The following is an 18100-nucleotide window of genomic DNA, read 5'->3' on the forward strand; positions in this document are numbered from 1 at the left end:
CCCGGCGGGGCTCAGGCCTCCGCCATCAGCTCGCGGATCCGCGTCGCCAGCAGGGCGTTGTCCGCCGGGGTCACGGTCGCCCACTCGCGGCCGTCGCGGTCCGGGGCCACCTGGAACAGGTACCTGCCCGCGTCCGTGTCGAAGAACGCCACCACCCGGCCCGCCCGGTGGACGACGCCGTCGCGCGAGGTGCGTTCGGCGCCGAACTGGCCGCGGGCTTCCTGCCCCAGCAGCATCCCGGACAGCTCCTGGGCCTGGAACAACGCGACCCCGCGATCCTCCAGCGCCGTGACCAGCGCCTTCGCGTCACCCTTGGCCGCCTCGTCGGCGGACCTGAGGGCCGCGTACGGGATGCTCACCGTCTGGCCGATGCCCGGGCCGAGGTCGCCCGCCACCGACACCGCCGCTTCCGGGAGGCCGTCCTCCGTGGCCGGGATCAGCCAGACCTCGCCGTGGTCGACCACCGCCAGGACGGCCTGGCCGCGGACGCTCACCGCGCGGCCGCGGATCTCGCGTTCGGCCCACACCCACACGTCCAGCCCGGCCTGCGGGCGGCCGAGCAGGTGCAGCATGTCCGCCACCTCGCCGGACACCCGGCGGTTGCGGGCGAGGCGCCGCTCGCTCAGCGACGCCCACGCCGACTCCACCAGCTCACGCCGTTCGGTGTGGGTGGCTCCCGCGCTCGGCACGTCCAGGGCGACGTGCCGGCGGGGCAGTTCGAGCGACTCCCAGAGCACGTCGAACTCGAGGGCGGACAGCACCAGCGACACGGTCAGCGCACATCCCCGCCGTGGTCGCCGAGCACGTCGGGCGAGACCATCCGCTGGTCGGAGAACAGGTCCTTGTCGTCGACGCCGAAGCGGCGCACGTGCTCGGCGTCCTCGTCCTGCGGTGCCGCCTCCGACAGGAACTTCGCCTCGCCGGGCTGGTGCTTCGGGCTGATCTGCTCCGACTTCCGCAGCGCGACGGCTTCCTCTTCGGGCAGCTCGCCGACCGGCAGCGGCCGCACCGGGCCCTTCGGCTGGGTCTTTTCCCGCCGCTGCCGCTCCTTGTCGCCGCTCAGCGCGCCACCGGCCGCGCCCGCGCCGACCGCCGCCGCGCCCGCGCCCAGCTCGCCCGGCGACGCGCCCGGCTTCCCCGCGAAACCGCGTTCGGCCGTGTACTGCCCGGGCGGCAGGGACGCCTGCGGGGCGGCACCGACCGTGCGGCCCTTGGCCAGCAGGCCGTCCGGGCCGCGACCGGCCGAGCTGTCGACGCCGGTCGAGCCGCCGGAAGCACCCCCGCCACCGCCTTGGAGTGACTTGATCGGTGCCGTCGCCGGTGACGCACCAGGCGGCAGGCCGTGCGGCAGATCACCTGGTGGGACGAACTGTTCGCCACCGCCTCCGGCGGACGGGCCCGGGGTGAAGCGGCCGCCTTCGTGGGACGTGCCGCGCCCCGGGGCGTTGACCCAGCCGGTAGGCGCCGACGTCGGCGGCTTCGCGCCCGCCGGCGTCGTCGAACCGGTGGGCGTCGTGTGCTGGGCGGGCGGAGCACTCACCGGCCCGCCCTGCCGCGGCTGCTGCACCGGCCGGGTCGGCGGCTGGGCCGCGACGCCGTAGGCGGGCGTCGGCGGGTCGGCGTGCACGTGGTGCGACACCGGCTGCACCACCGGCGGGTCGACGTGCACCGACCGGACCTTGTCCGAAGCCGGCTTCACGCCGCCGTCCGGGGTCACCTGGACCGCGGCGCCGGCGACGTCGAGCACGCCCGGCGTGACGCCCGGGGCGGCCAGCTTCAGCGACTCCGGGTCGCCGAGCGCCTGCGTCGAGAGCAGGTTCGTGCCGCTCGCCTGGGCGTACTCGTTCAGCGCCTGCACGGCCTGTGCCTTGGCGTCGTTCGCGGCTTCCACCTGCCGGGCGTGGTCGGTCTCGAAGCCGATGAGGCTGAGCAGCAGGCCGTCGGTCAGGGTGAAGCCGCCCGCGCCCTTCCGGACCGTTTCGGCGTCCGGGAGCTTGTACTTCGTCCGGTTGAACGCCTCGCCCTGCTCGAACACCATTTCCGCGGCGTGCGCGACCTTCGTCGTGGCGTCCTGGGAGAACCCGGCCTGCTCGGTGAACACCTGGCTCGCCGCGCCCCCGGCCTGGCTCTGCCACTCGACGCCGAGCTTGAGCAGCTGCGCGCGCAGCGTCTGGTCGGTGTGGGCGAGCGCGGCCGCGACGGCCTTCAGCGCCTCGACGGCGGTGCCGATGCTGCCGGTGCCGTCACCGTCGATCATCCGCGTGATCTGGGTGGCGACCGCGGTGTTGGTCCAGCCGTCGAACCGGGTGTTCTGGATGCCGGCCGCGAGCTCGGATAGTTCCACGCGCCCTCCCTAGTTGCGTGCTTTCAGGGACTGCAGCGCCAGGTCGGCGGCGTGCGCCGACATGTCGCACAGCTGCGGCTGCGTGAGCTTGCCGCGGGTGATGGCGAAGGTCTGGACGGCCAGCGTCTGGCCCTTCGCGACGCCGACGAGCGTTTCGCAATCGGCGGGATCGCCCGCCGCGCGGTAGCTCGTCAGCGCCGGGTAACCGGCGATGGTCTTCGGCTCGGTGGTCATGCTGTTCTTCTTGCGGGCCCCGGTGATCCACTGGTCGAGGTCCGCCTTGACCGCCCGCACGTGGTAGGAGTGCACCGGCTCGGCGCCGTCGGCGTCGAACACGCAGGTCGGACCGTCCTGCTCCGGAGCCGTACGGGGGAGGCTGGTGATCTTCAGCTCGTCGAGCCGCACCTGCGGGAAGATCTCGCACAGGTCGAGGCCCTGCAGCGGCAGGTCGGCCGGGCGCTGCGGCAGCTGGGCCGCCTTGGCGCTCTGCGAAGCCGCGGTCGCGCCCGTCTCGACCGGGTAGGGGGTGCCGCCGGTGCCCGCCGAACAGCCGGCGAGCGCCGCCGTCGCGAGCACGCCCCCGGTGATCCGCCACCGCCGGTTACGCACCGTGCTTGCCGCGGTCACCGAACACCGCCGCCTTCTCCTCGTCGCTGATCTTGTAGTCCTTGGCGGCTTCGCGCAGCTGGTCGACCAGTCGCTTGAGGCCGGCGACGTACTCGCGAACCTGGCCGGCGTAGGAGCGGTCGCCGTCCGCGATCAGGCTGTTCCAGGCCTCGATCGACTGGGTGCTGATCACGTCGGCGGACGGCGCGTCGATCCGCAGCTGGCCCAGCCGGGTGAGCAGCTGGTCCTCGAGGGCGTTGGCCTGGTCTTCGACGATGCGGGCGACGTCGAGGAGCTTGTCCGGGCGGACCAGGACGTCCGCGGCCGCGGGCGCCACCGGGACCGCCGCGCTGAGGTCGTACGAGGGTCCTGACATGCTCTCCCCTGACGTCGTACGGACAGTGACCGGCCGGCTCCCGTCGAGGCTACCAACGAGGGTGTGGCGGCAGCCTGAGTTTGGACGAAGAACGGTTCCGTCCGGTTCCCCCGATCCGGGAAACCTCAGGCGCGCTGTTTCGCCGACGGCGCGCTGATCTCGCCGTTCGCCGCCTTCAGCGCGATGTCAGTGCGGTGGTGCGAGCCCGCGAGGTGGACCTTCTCGACGGTCTCGTAGGCGTGCTTGCGCGCCGACTTGAGCGTCTTGCCCGTGCCGACGACCGACAGCACGCGGCCGCCGGCGGAGACGACGGCGCCGTCGTCACGGCGGCGCGTGCCCGCGTGCAGCACGCCTTCCAGCTCGGCCCCGGTGATGACGTCGCCGGTGCGCGGCTTGCCCGGGTAGCCGTCGGCCGCGACCACGACGGTGACCGCGGCGCCGCCCGACCACTCCAGCGGCGGGTGCTCGGCGAGCTTGCCGGTCGCGGTGGCGTGCAGGAGCCCGGCGATCGGCGTGCGCAGCAGGGCCAGCACGACCTGCGTCTCGGGGTCGCCGAAGCGGCAGTTGAACTCGATGACCTGCGGGCCTTCGGAGGTGAGCGCGAGCCCGGCGTAGAGCAGGCCGGAGAACGGCGCGCCGCGGTTCACGAGCTCGTCCGCGACCGGCTGGACGACCTTCTCGACCAGCTCGTCGACCAGGTTCTCGGGCGCCCACGGCAGCGGCGCGTACGCCCCCATGCCGCCGGTGTTCGGGCCCGCGTCGCCGTCGCCGACGCGCTTGAAGTCCTGCGCGGGCAGCAGCGGCACGACGGTGCGGCCGTCGACGAAGCAGAACAGCGACGCCTCCGGACCGTCCAAATAGGACTCCAGGAGGACCGGGTGGCCGCCGTCGAGGAGCATGATCGCGTGCTTGCGCGCGACGTCGATGTCCGGCGTGACGACGACGCCCTTGCCGGCGGCGAGGCCGTCGTCCTTGACCACCCAGATCGGGCCGAAGCGGGCGAGCGCGGCGTCGAGACGGGCCGGGTTGTCGACCACCTCGCTGCGCGCGGTCGGCACGTTCGCCGCGGCCATGACGTCCTTCGCGAACGCCTTCGAGCCTTCGATGCGGGCCGCCGCGGCCGACGGGCCGAAGCAGGCGATGCCCGCCTTGCGGACGGCGTCGGCGACGCCGGCGACGAGCGGGACCTCCGGCCCGACCACCACCAGGTCGGCCTGCCAGCTCTTCGCGAGCGTCACCACCGCTTCGGGGTCGGCCGCGTCGACGCCGAGCTGCTCGGCCACCGCGGCCGTCCCGGCGTTGCCGGGCGCGCAGGCCAGCGCGGTGACGGAGGGGTCGCCGGACGCCGCGAGGACGAGAGCGTGCTCACGGGCGCCGGAGCCGATTACCAGTACGCGCACGCCGCACAGCGTATCGGCCCGCGTTCCCGGCGGACATTTCGCCGTCCCCGGGCACCCCGGGGAAGAGGAGTCCACGCGCCGTTTACCGCGGCGTCCACCCGGATACGTACTTCGGACGCTTGCGACATCGAGGGTGACGCGGGTAGATCAGGGACACCCTGGGAAAAGAGGTCACCAGATGAAGCGGAAACGTGTCGGCGTACTCGCCTTGGCCGGACTGGCGTTGCTGAGCGTCACCGGAGTCGCGGTCGGGTCGGCCAGTGCTGCTGCGGCGTCCGACCAAAGCGGGGGGTCCGCCGGTGCGGCCGCGCACGGACGGGGCCACGATGACCCGGTGATCATCGGACACCGCGGCGCGCCCGGGTACCGGCCGGAGCACACCCTCGCCTCGTACGAGCTCGCCTACCGGATGGGCGTCGACTGGGTCGACGTCGACCTCGTGCCGACGAAGGACGGCCGGCTCGTCGCCCGGCACGAACCGGAGATCGGCGGCACCACCGACGTCGCCAAGCACCCCGAGTTCGCTTCGCGCAAGAAGACGCTGGTCATCGACGGCGTCCCGACGACCGGCTGGTTCACCCAGGACTTCACGCTGGCCGAGCTGAAGACGCTCCGCGCGGTCGAGCGGATCCCGCAGAACCGGCCGCACAACACGCTGTACAACGGCAGGTACCAGATCGCCTCCTACCAGGAGGTCCTCGACCTGACCAGGCGGCTCGGCCGCGAGCTGCACCGGACGCTGGGCACCTACCCCGAGGTCAAGCACTCGACGTTCTTCCAGTCCATCGGCAACCCGACCGAGCCGAAGCTGGTGGCGATCCTCAAGCGCAACGGCCTCGACCGGCCGGACGCGCCGGCGATCATCCAGTCGTTCGAGGTGTCGAACCTGATCGCGCTGCACAAGCAGCTCCGGACGCCACTGCTGCAGCTGACGTCGGCGACGGGCGCCCCGGCGGACTTCGTCGCGAACGGCGACAAGCGGACGTACGCGGACCTCGTGACGCCGCAGGGCCTGCGTGAGGTCGCGAAGTACGCGAAGTACCTCGGGCCGGACAAGGCGCAGATCATCCCGCGGGACAAGAACGACAACCTGGGCACGCCGACCGCGCTCGTCGCGGACGCTCACAAGGCGGGCCTGAAGGTGCAGCCGTACACGTTCCGGAACGAGAACCCGTTCCTGCCCGCCAACCTGCGCTCCTCGGCCGAGCCGGACGCCTACGGCGACGTCTTCACCGAGGAAGCGGCGTTCTTCAAGGCCGGCGTCGACGGCTTCTTCGCCGACCAGCCGGACACCGCGCTGGAGTCGCTGCACGCCTTCCTGGGCCGGTAAATAGCTTTGCCGGGCAGGGCGCTTCCGGGGACGCTGTGTCCATGGAAGCGCCCTTTTCCGGCGTCGTGCTGGTCAGCCGCGGTGACGAGACGCTGCTCGCCCAGGCGTCCGGGTACGCGCACCGCGCCCACGACGTGGCGAACACCCTCGACACGCGGTTCGCGATCGCCAGCGGCACCAAGGGGCTGACCGCGCTCGTCGTCGTCGGCCTGGTCGCCGAGGGACGGCTGAAGCTGGAGACGACCGCCCGCGAAGTCCTCGGCGACGACCTGCCGCTGATCGACGACCGCGTCACCGTCCAGCACCTGCTGACGCACACCTCCGGCATCGGCGACTACTACGACGAGGAAGCCGACCCGCCGCCGACCCCGTCCCTCGCCACGTCGGCCGACTACCTCGCGGCGCTCGGCGGCTTTCCGCAGCGAACCCCGCCCGGCACGGAGTTCCGGTACAACAACGGTGCGTTCGTCGTCCTCGGCCTGATCGCCGAACGGGTCGCGGGCATACCTTTCACCGACCTCGTCCGGACCCGCGTGACCGAGCCCGCGGGCATGCCGGACACCGCGTTCCTCCGCTCGGACGCCTTGCCCGGCCGGACGGCCACCGGCTACCTGGAAGACGGCCGCACCAACGTGTTCAGCCTGCCGGCGGTAGGCCACGGCGACGGCGGCATCTACAGCTCCGCACCGGACTTCCGGAAGTTCTGGCCCGCGTTCCTGGCCGGCCGGATCGTGCCGCGGGAGTGGGTGGACCGGATGCTCACCCCACACACGGACCGCTACGGGCTCGGCTTCTGGCTGCCGCGGCCCGGCGTCGTCCGGCTGGAGGGCGGCGACCCCGGTGTCACGTTCCGGAGCACCCACCAGCCGTCCTCCGGTGTCACCGCGACGCTGATCTCGAACGACCACCGAGGTGGCGGGCCGCTCCTGCGGCAGCTGGACGAGTTCTTCACGGAGTCTTGACACCTTCGAGCACCCGGGCTACTTTCGGCGAATTCAATGGTCTGGCCGCATACCTTTCAAGAGGTGCTCGATGGACGTTTCCGACCAGCAGACCACCCCCGACCACACCGACGACGACAGCGCCCGCCTGCACCAGCTGGGGTACGCGCAAGAGCTCAAACGGACGATGTCGGCGTTCTCGAACTTCGCCGTCTCCTTCACGATCATCTCGATCCTGTCCGGCTGCCTCACGCTCTACAAGTTCGGCATGCAGACCGGCGGACCGGCCACGATGATCTGGGGCTGGCCGCTGGTCGGCGTGTTCGTCGTGCTGGTCGGGCTCGGCATGGCCGAGGTCTGCTCCAGCTACCCGACCGCCGGCGGGCTCTACTACTGGGCCGCGAAGCTGGCGCCGGGCCGGTCCGGCCCCGCGTGGTCGTGGTTCACCGGCTGGTTCAACCTGATCGGGCAGATCGCGGTCACCGCGGGCATCGACTTCGGCGCGGCCCTGTTCCTCAACGCGTTCCTCGACCTGCAGTTCGGCTTCGAGGCGACGGCCGGGCACACGATCCTGCTGCTGGCGGTCATCCTGGTCGTGCACGGCCTGCTGAACACCTTCGGCGTGCGGCTGGTCGCGATCCTCAACAACGTCAGCGTGTGGTGGCACGTGCTCGGCGTGCTGGTGATCGTCGGCGTGCTGATCTTCGTGCCGGCCAAGCACCAGGACGCGTCCTTCGTCTTCGGCAGCTTCGTCAACCAGACCGGCTGGGGATCGTCGATCTACGTCTTCGCGCTCGGGCTGCTGGTCGCGCAGTACACGTTGACCGGGTACGACGCTTCGGCGCACATGACCGAGGAGACGAAGAACGCGGCCAAGGCCGGCCCGCGCGGCATCGTGACGTCGATCGTGGTCTCACTGGTCGCGGGCTGGATCCTGCTGATCGGCCTGACGTTCGCGATCCAGGACTACGACGGCGCGGTCAACTCCGCCACCGGGGTGCCGCCCGCGCAGATCTTCATCGACGCCACCGGCGCTGTCACCGGCAAGTTCCTGCTGCTGATCTGCATCGGCGCCCAGCTGTTCTGCGGCATGGCGTCGGTGACGGCGAACTCGCGGATGATCTACGCGTTCGCGCGTGACGGCGCGATCCCGGGGTCGAACTTCTGGCACCGGATCAACAAGCGCACGCAGACGCCGACCAACGCCGTGTGGCTCGCCGCGGGCGGCGCGCTGCTGCTGGCCCTGCCGTACCTGTGGAGCGCGACGGCCTACGCGGCGGTGACGTCGATCGCCGTCGTCGGGCTGTATGTGGCCTACGTGATCCCGGTGTTCCTGCGGGTGCGGCTCGGCGACGCCTTCGAAGCGGGTCCGTGGTCGCTCGGCCGCTGGGGCAAGCCGGTCGGCATCGTCGCGACGGTGTGGGTCGTGCTGATCTTCTTCCTGTTCATGCTCCCGCAGGTGTCGCCGGTGACGGTGGATTCCTTCAACTACACGCCGATCGCCTTCCTCGTGGTCCTCGGTGGCGCGGGGTTGTGGTGGGTGGCCTCGGCCCGGAAGTGGTTCAAGGGGCCGAAGGTCCAGGGTTCCGAGGCGGAACTGGCCGCGGTGGAACAGGAACTGAAGGAGCTGGGCTGACTTCCTGCGCCGGGCTGCGGTGGCCGGGACGGACGACCGTCACGGCCGCCGCGCCCAGCGCGCCGACGCCGGCGAACGCGTAGAAACCCCACGGGTACGCGATTCCCGCCGTCAGCAGCGCGCCGCCGAGGATCGGGCCGGAGATCGCGCCGATCCGGCCGATGCCCGCCGACCAGCCGAGGCCGGTCGCGCGGATCGCGTCCGGGTAGATCCGGCCGATGTAGGCGTACACCAGCACCTGCGCGCTGAACACGAAGCACCCGGTCAGGAACACCACCGCGTACAGCCCCACGGCGGTCAGCTTCACGCTCATCAGCGCCAGGAACAGCGCGCCCGCGCAGAACCAGGCGATCGCCGACGGGCGGATGCCGACGCGGTCGGCGACGCGGCCCGCGACGAGCAGGCCCACGATGCCGCCGACGTTGAGCGTCAGCAGCAGGCTCAACGCGGCCCCCAGCGGATAACCGGCCTGGCGCATGATCTCCGGCAGCCACGTGTTGAGCCCGTAGACCAGCAGCAGGCCCATGAACGACGTCACCCAGAACGCGATCGTCGCGCGCAGCAGGCCGCCGCGGAACAGGCCGGCGACGGCGTGCCCGGCCGACCGCTCGGTCTCGCGGACCCGCTGGAACGTCTCGGACTCCGGCAGGTACTTCAGCATCAGCGGGACCAGCACGACGGCCGGGAGCGCGCCGGCCACGAACATCGCGCGCCAGCCCAGCGGCGAGATCAGGACGATGCCCAGCAGCGCGGTCAGCACCGCGCCGACGTGGTAGCCGGTCATCACCGTGGTCGTCGCGCTGCCCGACTTGCCGTGCCGCGCGTACTCCGTGACCAGCGTGATCGCCGTCGGCAGGCAGCCGCCGAGGCCGAGGCCGGCGACGAACCGCAGCAGGCCGAAGACGAACGTCGACGGCGCGAACGCGCATAGCAGCGTGCACAGCGAGAACAGCGTCACCGAGATGATCAGCGACTTCCGGCGGCCGATGACGTCGGTGACCGTGCCGATCGCCAGGCCGCCCAGCATCATCCCGGCGAGCCCGACGGTCGACACGACCGAGGCCGTGGCGGGCGTCAGGCCCCAGACGTGGCCGCGGAGCAGCACGGGCAGCACGGTGCCGAGCACGACCAGGTCGAACCCGTCCAGCAGGACGGCTGTCCAGGCCAGGGGCACGACCCAGGATCGGGTGCCAGGGGACATGGGAACCTCCGAGGTGCGTCGGTGCACGTCTTCCGCACACGTGTGCGTATTGCGAACGAGTATGCACACCACCCCCGACAGTTTCCATCGCACTTCCACTCGCCGGAAGCCGAGCAGGGCCGCGCGACCTGCGGAAAGATCGCCCGGGTGGAAATTCTGACGTTGATGGGCGTGCTCGCGGGCTCGCTGGCCCTCACCGCTCTCGCCCGGCGCCACAACCTGTCCGCGCCGCTGCTGGTGGTGGTCGTCGCGCTCGGGGTCGCGCTGATCCCCGGCATCCCGAGGCTGGCGCTGGAGCCGGAGCTGATCCTCACCGTCGTGCTGCCGCCGTTGCTCTACTCGACGTCGCTCGAGAGCTCGTTGACGCACTTCAAGACGAACCTGCGCCCGATCGTCGCCCTCGGCGTCGTGCTGGTCGCCGTGACCGCGGTGGTCGTCGCCGTCGTCGTGCACCTCCTGCTGCCGGACGTGCCTTTCGCGTCGGCGCTCGTCCTCGGCGCCGTCGTCGCGCCGCCGGACGCGGTGACGGCGGTGGCGATCGGGCGCAAGCTCGGCCTGCCGCGGCGGGTGATGGCCGTACTGACCGGCGAAAGCCTGGTCAACGACGCCGCCGCGCTGACGCTCTACAAGGTCGCGCTCGCCGCCGTCGCGGGCACCGCGGGCTCGGCCGGGCACGGGTTCGCGGTGTTCGGGGTGGCGACGGTGCTCGGCATCGCGGTCGGCCTGGCGATCGGCGGCGTCGTGGTGCTGATCCGGCGGCAGCTCGACGACCCGCTGATGGAGTCGGCGTTCGGGATCATCGTGCCCTTCGCCGCGTACGTCACCGCTGAGCACCTGCACCCGTTCAGCGACGACTTCAGCGGGTCGGGAGTGCTCGCCGTGGTCGCGGCGGGCCTCTTCCTCGGCCACCGCCAGATCCACGCGTCTCCCGCGACGCGCATGCAGGACAGGTCCGTGTGGGCGTCCATCGACGTCCTCCTGGAGGCGCTGGTGTTCGCGCTCATGGGGCTGCAGCTGCCGTTCGTGCTCGACGGCGTGCAGCACGCGGCCCGCGACAACGGGACACTCGCGCTGGTCGCGGCGGCCGTGCTCGGCGTGACGATGCTGGTGCGGATCCCGGCGGTGTTCGTCTCGGCCTACCTCCCGCGCGCGATGCGGCTCTTCGGCCGCGGCCCCGCGGCACCGTCGTGGCGGACTCTGGCCGTCGTGTCGTGGACCGGCATGCGCGGTGTCGTCACGCTCGCCGCCGCGGCCGGTGTCCCGGCGGACACCCCGGGCCGCGCGGAAATCCAGCTGTTCGCGTTCGCGGTCGCCGTCGGCACGGTGCTGATCCAAGGCCTGACGCTGCCGCCGCTGATCCGGGCGCTGAAGGTCGAGGACCCTTCGGAGGCGTCGCGCGACGAAGCGGAGGAACTCGCCGCGCGCGAAGTCGCGAAGAAGGCCGCGCACGAACGGCTGCGTGAGATCGGCCGCGAACGGCTCGTTTCGCTGGACCTGCCGCCCGAGCGGGTCACCCGGCTCAAGGAGCGGCTGGAACGGCTGATCGACATGCGGTACCGGTTCGCCAAGGCGGCGATCACGTTGTCCGGCGAAGAACAGTCCGGCAGCCCGCAGGCGCAGTTCGCGAAGGCCCGGCGCGAACTGCTGGTCACCCAGCGCAAGGCGATGATCGAGGAGAACCGCGCGGGCCGGCTCGACGACGAGGTCCTGCGGAAGGTGCTGCGGGAGCTGGATCTGGAGGAGCTGTCGGTGTCGGCCACTCTCACGAACCGCCTGGGTTGAGCAAGCGCTTCCGCATCGCGGGCACCCGCGCTCCCAGCGCATGAGAACCCCAGCGGCGGTGCGTGAAATCGCTCACCCTGAAGCAAATCCGATCTTCAGGAGAGCCCATGTCGCTGACCGACGTCATCGAAGGCACCCGCAAGGCCGTCGACGCCGACCCGCACAACGCCGCCGTTTCCTTCAGCGTCGGCAACGCCCTCAAGCCCGGCACCAGGACCGAAGTCGCGGTCAAGGTGCGAGGCCACGAGTTCACCGTCGACGAGCCGCCGGCGCTCGGCGGGACCGACCACGCCGCCAACCCCGTCGAGCTCGCGCTCGCCGCCCTCGGCTCCTGCCAGGTGATCACCTACCAGTTCTGGGCGGCGAAGCGCGGCATCCCGATCGACTCGATCAAGGTCACCGTCGACGGCGACCTCGACCTCCACGGCTTCTTCGGCTTCTCCTTCAACACCCGCCCCGGTTTCGGGGACGTCCGGGTGTCCGTCGAACTCGAAGGACCGGCGAGCCGGGAGCGCTACGAAGACCTCAGGCGCGAGGTCGACGAGCACTGCCCGGTGCTCGACCTGTTCCGCAACGAGACGCCGGTGTCGACCAAGCTGACCTAGACGAATTCGTGCCGGACGATCGTCTGCTCCCGGCCCGGGCCGACGCCGATCGCGGAAATCCGGGCGCCCGACAGCTCTTCCAGGCGCTCGACGTACGCGCGGGCGTTCGCCGGGAGCTCCTCGAACGTGCGGCACGCCGAGATGTCCTCGAACCAGCCCGGGTGCTCTTCGTAGATCGGGATCGCGTGGTGCACGTCGGTCTGCGTCATCGGCATGTCCTGCGTGCGGAATCCGTCGACTTCGTAGCCGACGCACACCGGAACCTTCTCCAGGCCGGACAACACGTCCAGCTTCGTGAGGAAGTAGTCGGTGATGCCGTTGACGCGCACCGCGTACCGCGCGATCACCGCGTCGAACCAGCCGGTGCGCCGCGACCGGCCGGTCGTGACGCCGAACTCGCCGCCCTGCTTGCGCAGGTACTCGCCGGACTCGTCGTGCAGCTCGGTCGGGAACGGGCCGGAGCCGACGCGCGTGGTGTAGGCCTTGAGGATGCCGAGCACCGTCGTGATGCGGCCCGGCCCGATGCCCGAGCCGGCGCTCGCCCCGCCGGACGTCGGGTTCGACGACGTCACGAACGGGTACGTGCCGTGGTCGACGTCGAGCAGCGTGCCCTGCGAACCCTCCAGCAGCACGGTTTCGCCGCGCTCGAGGGCCTGGTTGAGCTGCAGCCGCGTGTCGGCGATGCGGTGCGCGAACTTCTCGCCCGCGGCCAGCACCTCGTCGGCGACCTGGTCGGCGTCCAGTGCCTTGCGGTTGTAGACCTTCACCAGCACCTGGTTCTTGAACTCCAGCGCGGCTTCGACCTTCTGGCGGAAGATCTTCTCGTCGAGCAGGTCCTGCACGCGGACGCCGACGCGGGCGATCTTGTCCTGGTAGCACGGCCCGATGCCGCGGCCGGTGGTGCCGATCTTGCGGCTGCCGAGGTACCGCTCGGTGACTTTGTCGATGGCCACGTGGTACGGCATGATCAGGTGCGCGTCGGCCGAGATCAGCAGCTTGGACGTGTCGACGTCCCGCGCTTCGAGGCCGGAGAGCTCTTCGAGCAGCACGCCGGGGTCCACCACCACGCCGTTGCCGATGACGTTGGTCACGCCCGGCGTCAGGATGCCGGACGGGATGAGGTGCAGGGCGAAGTTCTCGCCGTTCGGCAGGACGACCGTGTGGCCGGCGTTGTTGCCGCCCTGGTAGCGGACGACCCACTGGACGCGGTCACCCATCAGGTCGGTGGCCTTGCCCTTGCCTTCGTCTCCCCATTGGGCACCGATGAGCACGATGGCCGGCATGTGACACTCCAGGTGTTCGAGGACGTGAGGTTTAGTGTCCCGGACGGACACCGGTGGCGCTGCTAAATGCCGGTGCATGAGCGTAACGGAGGACCCGCGGGTGCGCGGAATAGTGGTGGCTTGTGGCGAGGACGCGGCCGGCTTCGAGGAGGTCGACGACGTCGAGTCGGTCCGCGTGCCGAGCCGTCCCGGCAAGGCGGAAATCGACCCCTTGCTGGGCGAACACGATCACCTGGTCGTCTCGGGCACGGACGCCGACCTCGCCGCGGTCGTGCTGCGGCTGCTCCGGAAGGACGCGATCTCGGGCGTGTCGGTCGGGTTCGTGCCGTCGTCGCCGGACTCGGTCGTCGGGGAGCTCTGGGGGCTGCCGAAGACGCCGCTGCGTGCTCTCGCGCTCGCCCTGCGCGGCGAAGTCGACCCGGTGCCGCTGATCCGCGACGACGTCGGCGGCGTGCTCGTCGGACGCGGGCAGCTGCGGCTCGTCCGCGGCGTCGCCTACGCCGACGAGCAGGTGGCGCTGCGGGGGCCGGCCTCGTCGATCGAGGTGACGCCGGACCCGGGCGGCCCGGGCCTGGCCGTCCGCGTCGTCAAGGGCACGATCTTCAAGCGGCCGACGACGCTGTACTCGCGGGCGTTCCAGATCGGCTGCATCCCGACCCGGCCGGTGAGCGACGACGTCGTCCACGAGCGCGCGGTGAACAAGTGGACCTGGTACCGGCACACCGAAGACCTGCGCTTGGTCCGGGGCGCCGTTTGACGGACAGCAACACGTCACCTATACGTGTTGTACGCGCCACGCACGTGCCTCAAGGTTAGCTGTCCCCACTTCTGACCCGGAGGCAGCAAGATGCCAACCAGGCGTGCTGTTCGTCATTCGTTCACTGTTCTCGCGGTCACCGCGGTGCTGTCCGGAACCCTGGCCGGTGTCGCGGAAGCGACCCCGCCGGGAATCCCGTCGGCCACCACGGCGAAGTCCGAGCTCGCGGCCCTGACCGTCAAGGCCGACGGCTCGCAGACCGGCTACAGCCGCGACAAGTTCCCGCACTGGATCGACCAGGGCAACAGCTGCAACACCCGCGAAGTGGTGCTCAAGCGCGACGGCACGAACGTGGTGACGAACTCCAGCTGCGCCGCGACGTCCGGCAAGTGGGTCAGCCCGTACGACGGCGCGACCTGGACCGCGGCGTCCGATGTGGACATCGACCACGTCGTGCCGCTGGCCGACGCGTGGCGCACCGGCGCGTCGTCGTGGACGACCGCGCAGCGCCAGGCGTACGCGAACGACCTGACCGACCCGCAGCTGATCGCCGTGACGGACAACGTCAACCAGGAGAAGGGCGACAAGTCGCCCGACGCCTGGAAGCCGCCGCTCGTGAGCTACTGGTGCACCTACGCGAAGATGTGGGTCGCGGTGAAGTACAAGTTCAAGCTGACGATCAACTCCGCCGAGAAGACCGCCCTGACGGACATGCTCAACCGCTGCTGACGCCGGTACGCTCGGGCGGTGCGGATCCTCTTCACGTGCCGCCCGGCGTACGGCCACCTCTTTCCCCTGCTGCCCTTGGCGAACGCGGCGCGCGCGGCCGGGCACGACGTCGTCTTCGGGACCGGTGAAGCGTTCGTGCCGAAGGTGCGTGAACTCGGCTTCGAAGCCCACCGCGTGGGCGTCTCGATCAGCGACGCGGAGGCCGAAGCCAAGCGCCGGCACGGCGAGGACGCCGGCTTCCTCGACGTCGGCGTCACGATGTTCGCCGACCTGCTGCCACGGGCGACCCTCGACGACCTGACGCCGCTGCTCCCCGCGGTGCGGCCCGATCTCGTGGTCTACGAGCAGAGCGACGTCGGCGCCGGGATCGCGGCCCGCCGGGCCGGCCTTCCCGCCGTCTCGGTCGTCATCGGCCGGTCGATGCCGCCGGAGGTCCTGGCCGTCGCGACCGAACGGCTGCGGCCGCTCTGGGGAACCCTGCCCGCGGACGCCTTGTTCGGTGACGCCTGCGTCGACGTCTGGCCCGACCGCGTCCGCGACCCGGGCACGGCGGCCGTGCCGAAGGTGTTCCGGATGCGCCCGACGCCGTACGACCCCGAGGTTCCGCTGCCGCCGCTCCCGGCCGACGGCTTCGTCTACCTCACTTTCGGCACGGTCGTCTTCGGCGCGACGCAGATGCTGCGCGGGGCGATCCGCGCGCTGTCCCGCCTGGACGTGGACGTGCTGGTGGCGGTGGGTCCCGGCGACCCCGCCGCGCTGGGCGAGCTGCCGGATCGGGTGCGGGTGGCGAACTTCGTGCCGCAGGCGGAGGTGCTGAAGCACGCGGGCCTGGTGGTGCACCACGGCGGCTCGGGGACGGTGCTCGCCACGCTCGCCGCCGGCCTGCCCCAGCTGATCCTGCCGCAGGGCGCCGACCAGTTCGCCAACGCCGAGACCCTCTCGGCGCTCGGCACGGCGAAGGCCCTGGTAGGTGACGCGGTCCGCATCGACGCGATCGAGACGGCAGCCCGCGAACTGACGGCCGACCCGGCGGCCTGGGAGATCGCCCGCGCCATCGCGGCCGAGATCGCCGAAATGCCGCCACCGGAGCAGGTTCTGGCCGAACTGGTCAGCTGGGCGGGTTGACCAGCGCCAGGATTTCCCGCGCCACGGCGTCGTTCTGGCGGAAGGACGGCGCGTTCGTCCGCGGCCGGGAGAACGCCGCCGCCGAGCGGGCGCTCGTGTGCGGTCCCACCGCGAAACGGTGCGGGTGCGGACGTCCGGTGCCGTCGAGCAGGCGCGAGTCCGAGACGCGCGTGTGGATGCGGCCCGACGGCAGTCGCGCGCCGGTGACCGGGTCCGCGACGGTCTCTTCGGCCAGTTCACCCGCGTCACGCAGCCCGCGGAGCAGGCCGTCGGCCGCGCGGGTCACGCTCGGGCCGGGCAGCCGCGCTTCGATGAGCGTTCGGGCCTCGACGCTCTCCGGGTGGCTCGCACTGGACGCCACGAAGACGCCGCGTTCCACCGCCACCCGCATTTCCGCGCCCGCGAAGGAAACCAGCCCAGCCTCCTGCAGGGCCAGCAGTTCCTCCAGCCGGCGTGGCGGCGGCCCGCTGGCGTAGTACGAGAAGAACCCGTGGAACCAGCCATCCACATCGGACACTTGGGATGCGGCCGTCAATCGTCCTTTGTGGACCAGCGTGGGCAGCTGGGAATACACCGACAGCAACGCCATGAAGGCGCCCAGGTCGGCGCTGAACTCCTGGTCCGCCCGCCGCGCGAGGTCCGCTTCGACGTACTCGCGCAGTTCCTTGCCGTACTCCTCCGCCGAGCCGAACTCGCGGTCCGCCATCGGCCGGTCCAGCCGGTCGAGGTCGAGCCGGTCGGCCTCGGCGGGCACCGCCCGCGCGACGAGGTCGCGCATGCCCGGCGAATCCCAGTCCAGGTCGGCGAAAGCGTCGGCGAACACGGCGAAGTCCAGGCGCACCCGGTCGGGGTGCCCGGTGAACAGCTCGCTGTAGTAGCCCCAGGCCAGCTCCTTCGCGACCAGCGGCCAGACGTCCGCGCGGAAGTCGAGGGCGTCGCCGGCCAGCGCGTCGATGGCGTAGGCGTCGAAGAACCTGGGCAGCCGCAACGGTTTCCCGCGCAGCCGGTAGCCGATCTTCGCGTGGTAGGGCACCCCGCGCCGCGAGCCGACGTGCAGCAGCGGCTCGGCGCCGCTCGGGTGGTAGCGGAGACCGCCGCACGGGAGGTCCTCGAACCGGCCGCCACGGCCCTCGGTCAGCAGCAGCATCAGGTCCACGAAGGCCAGCCCGAACCCGCGGACCAGCACGGTCTCCCCCGGCTCGATACCGGAGTAGTCGACGTCGGCGGTGTAGCCGGCCGGGTAGTACGACAGCCCGTGACGCGCGGCGGACGACACCAGCTCGCGCTCCCGCTCGTCCGGCTCGGCGTCGAGGTGCCCCACGGTGAACAGGACGGCGTCCGCGGACACCGTCGAGCCGTCGGACAGGCTGACGTCGTACCCGTCGACCCCGACCGCCCGGGCCGCGTGCTCGACGACGTCGATGCCTTCGGCCAGGCCCTCGACGACGGCCTGGTACACCCACCGCAGGTAGGCGCTCTGCAGCCGCCGGGTGGGGAAGTCGAAGGGGTCGAGCGCGGTCAGCTCGGCGACGACGTCGGGCGGCACGTCGGCGTCGAGCCCGCCGTCCCGCACCTCGCGCGCCCACTCCAGCAGGGACGGCCCCGGCCGCACCGGGCCGGCCATCTTCACCGAGTCGTCGGTGAACATCGTGACGTCCTCGGGCATGGAGTTCATCCGCAGCAGCGGCGACTGGTCGTAGCGCCACACCCGCCCGGGCCCGGGCGGGAACGGGTCGATCAGGTGCACTTCGAGCCGGCGGCTTCCGAGCAGCTCCGCGGCGTTCGCGCCGAGCCGCTCGAGGACGCCGACCCCGCGGGGTCCGGCGCCCACGACGGCGAGGGTGAACGGCGGATGGTCGGCCACGAACCCGAAGCTACGCCCGGATTCCGGCGGGAAAGCCGCGTCCCACACTGCGGAACCGCGGCCGCGAGGTCCTGAACGACTCGTTCATGACCTCCGACGACCTGAACGAGTCGTTCATGTC

General features: G+C 71.4%; 16 protein-coding genes. 8 read left to right on the forward strand and 8 right to left on the reverse strand.

Annotated elements, in window-relative coordinates; translation table 11 throughout:
- Positions 1-11 precede the first annotated feature (11 nt).
- The 5 genes from AB0G28_RS05325 to purD form a co-directional block, all read right to left on the reverse strand.
- Positions 12-770 (reverse strand): ESX secretion-associated protein EspG, encoded by a 759-nt coding sequence (locus tag AB0G28_RS05325; RefSeq protein WP_361083193.1) that lies wholly within the window; start codon positions 768-770, stop codon positions 12-14.
- A gap of 2 nt (positions 771-772) precedes the next feature.
- Positions 773-2344: a hypothetical protein gene (locus tag AB0G28_RS05330; RefSeq protein ID WP_361083195.1), complete on the reverse strand. Its 1572-nt coding sequence runs from the start codon at positions 2342-2344 to the stop codon at positions 773-775.
- A 9-nt stretch (positions 2345-2353) separates the two neighbouring features.
- Positions 2354-2920, reverse strand: coding sequence for a DUF3558 domain-containing protein (locus AB0G28_RS05335; RefSeq protein WP_361084098.1), 567 nt, complete (start codon positions 2918-2920; stop codon positions 2354-2356).
- Positions 2921-2945: 25 nt separating this feature from the next.
- On the reverse strand, positions 2946-3326 hold the full coding sequence (locus AB0G28_RS05340) for a hypothetical protein (protein WP_361083196.1): 381 nt from the start codon (positions 3324-3326) through the stop codon (positions 2946-2948).
- 125 nt (positions 3327-3451) lie between these two features.
- Positions 3452-4726, reverse strand: coding sequence for a phosphoribosylamine--glycine ligase (gene purD / locus AB0G28_RS05345; protein WP_361083198.1), 1275 nt, complete (start codon positions 4724-4726; stop codon positions 3452-3454).
- A gap of 178 nt (positions 4727-4904) precedes the next feature.
- Here purD and AB0G28_RS05350 point away from each other — a divergent pair, with 178 nt between their 5' ends.
- The 3 genes from AB0G28_RS05350 to AB0G28_RS05360 all read left to right on the forward strand — a co-directional run bounded on the left by AB0G28_RS05350 (position 4905) and on the right by AB0G28_RS05360 (position 8633).
- Positions 4905-6056, forward strand: a complete 1152-nt coding sequence (locus AB0G28_RS05350) for a glycerophosphodiester phosphodiesterase (RefSeq protein ID WP_361083199.1) — start codon at positions 4905-4907, stop codon at positions 6054-6056.
- Between the two features lie 41 nt (positions 6057-6097).
- Positions 6098-7018, forward strand: coding sequence for a serine hydrolase domain-containing protein (locus tag AB0G28_RS05355; protein ID WP_361083201.1), 921 nt, complete (start codon positions 6098-6100; stop codon positions 7016-7018).
- A gap of 70 nt (positions 7019-7088) precedes the next feature.
- Positions 7089-8633, forward strand: coding sequence for an amino acid permease (locus AB0G28_RS05360; RefSeq protein WP_361083203.1), 1545 nt, complete (start codon positions 7089-7091; stop codon positions 8631-8633).
- Here AB0G28_RS05360 and AB0G28_RS05365 read toward each other — a convergent pair.
- Entirely contained in the window at positions 8560-9834 is a 1275-nt protein-coding gene (locus AB0G28_RS05365; RefSeq protein WP_361083205.1) for an aromatic acid/H+ symport family MFS transporter, read from the reverse strand. The genes AB0G28_RS05360 and AB0G28_RS05365 overlap by 74 nt on opposite strands.
- Positions 9835-9981: 147 nt before the next feature.
- Between AB0G28_RS05365 and AB0G28_RS05370 the strand changes: the two genes are divergently transcribed.
- Positions 9982-11616: a Na+/H+ antiporter gene (locus tag AB0G28_RS05370; RefSeq protein WP_361083207.1), complete on the forward strand. Its 1635-nt coding sequence runs from the start codon at positions 9982-9984 to the stop codon at positions 11614-11616.
- Between the two features lie 107 nt (positions 11617-11723).
- Positions 11724-12221, forward strand: coding sequence for an OsmC family protein (locus AB0G28_RS05375; RefSeq protein ID WP_361083209.1), 498 nt, complete (start codon positions 11724-11726; stop codon positions 12219-12221).
- Here the strand turns inward: AB0G28_RS05375 and AB0G28_RS05380 are convergent.
- Positions 12218-13504, reverse strand: a complete 1287-nt coding sequence (locus AB0G28_RS05380; RefSeq protein WP_013230806.1) for an adenylosuccinate synthase — start codon at positions 13502-13504, stop codon at positions 12218-12220. The genes AB0G28_RS05375 and AB0G28_RS05380 overlap by 4 nt on opposite strands.
- Positions 13505-13616: 112 nt before the next feature.
- Here AB0G28_RS05380 and AB0G28_RS05385 point away from each other — a divergent pair, with 112 nt between their 5' ends.
- The 3 genes from AB0G28_RS05385 to AB0G28_RS05395 all read left to right on the forward strand — a co-directional run bounded on the left by AB0G28_RS05385 (position 13617) and on the right by AB0G28_RS05395 (position 16115).
- A complete protein-coding gene (locus AB0G28_RS05385) occupies positions 13617-14261 on the forward strand; it encodes a hypothetical protein (RefSeq protein WP_361084101.1) in 645 nt (214 codons plus the stop codon).
- A gap of 90 nt (positions 14262-14351) precedes the next feature.
- On the forward strand, positions 14352-14990 hold the full coding sequence (locus AB0G28_RS05390; protein ID WP_361083211.1) for an HNH endonuclease family protein: 639 nt from the start codon (positions 14352-14354) through the stop codon (positions 14988-14990).
- An 18-nt stretch (positions 14991-15008) separates the two neighbouring features.
- Positions 15009-16115, forward strand: a complete 1107-nt coding sequence (locus tag AB0G28_RS05395) for a glycosyltransferase (protein ID WP_361083213.1) — start codon at positions 15009-15011, stop codon at positions 16113-16115.
- Here the strand turns inward: AB0G28_RS05395 and AB0G28_RS05400 are convergent.
- Positions 16099-17979: an FAD/NAD(P)-binding protein gene (locus AB0G28_RS05400; RefSeq protein WP_361083215.1), complete on the reverse strand. Its 1881-nt coding sequence runs from the start codon at positions 17977-17979 to the stop codon at positions 16099-16101. The genes AB0G28_RS05395 and AB0G28_RS05400 overlap by 17 nt on opposite strands.
- Positions 17980-18100: the final 121 nt, after the last annotated feature.

Source organism: Amycolatopsis sp. NPDC021455 (assembly GCF_040640995.1).
Lineage (GTDB): Bacteria > Actinomycetota > Actinomycetes > Mycobacteriales > Pseudonocardiaceae > Amycolatopsis.

Bases quoted from the DNA above. Each gene is read 5' to 3' on its own strand.
- AB0G28_RS05380 (WP_013230806.1), bottom strand. From the start codon at position 13,504: ATGCCGGCCATCGTGCTCATCGGTGCCCAATGGGGAGACGAAGGCAAG.
- AB0G28_RS05390 (WP_361083211.1), top strand. From the start codon at position 14,352: ATGCCAACCAGGCGTGCTGTTCGTCATTCGTTCACTGTTCTCGCGGTC.
- AB0G28_RS05365 (WP_361083205.1), bottom strand. From the start codon at position 9,834: ATGTCCCCTGGCACCCGATCCTGGGTCGTGCCCCTGGCCTGGACAGCC.
- AB0G28_RS05340 (WP_361083196.1), bottom strand. From the start codon at position 3,326: ATGTCAGGACCCTCGTACGACCTCAGCGCGGCGGTCCCGGTGGCGCCC.
- AB0G28_RS05375 (WP_361083209.1), top strand. From the start codon at position 11,724: ATGTCGCTGACCGACGTCATCGAAGGCACCCGCAAGGCCGTCGACGCC.
- AB0G28_RS05360 (WP_361083203.1), top strand. From the start codon at position 7,089: ATGGACGTTTCCGACCAGCAGACCACCCCCGACCACACCGACGACGAC.
- AB0G28_RS05355 (WP_361083201.1), top strand. From the start codon at position 6,098: ATGGAAGCGCCCTTTTCCGGCGTCGTGCTGGTCAGCCGCGGTGACGAG.
- AB0G28_RS05350 (WP_361083199.1), top strand. From the start codon at position 4,905: ATGAAGCGGAAACGTGTCGGCGTACTCGCCTTGGCCGGACTGGCGTTG.